Below are 292 nucleotides of genomic sequence, written 5' to 3' on the forward strand. Positions count from 1 at the left end.
CGGCCCGACCCCGTTGCGCGGCATCGCCTTCGACGGCGGCTCGGGCATCAGGACGGTGGCGGTCTCGCTCGACGACGGCAGGACCTGGGCGGAGGCCGCACTCGGCCAGGATCTCGGGCGCTACTCGTTCCGGCCCTGGACGCTGCAGGCCGATCTGGCGGCGGGCCCGCACGCCATCCGGGTCCGGGCGACAGGCAATGACGGGGCGACCCAGCCGATGGAGCCGCTCTGGAACCCGGCCGGCTACATGCGCAACGTGGTCGAGACCACGCGCGTGCAGGCGGCGTGAGGG

At 74.3% G+C, this 292-nt stretch carries 1 pseudogene; it reads left to right on the plus strand.

Annotated features, from left to right (window positions below):
* A pseudogene (locus tag WDW90_RS38855) lies at positions 1-289 on the plus strand (molybdopterin-dependent oxidoreductase); the annotation flags it as partial.
* Positions 290-292: the final 3 nt, after the last annotated feature.

It is taken from the genome of Methylobacterium nigriterrae, from assembly GCF_037106235.1.
Taxonomy (GTDB): domain Bacteria; phylum Pseudomonadota; class Alphaproteobacteria; order Rhizobiales; family Beijerinckiaceae; genus Methylobacterium; species Methylobacterium nigriterrae.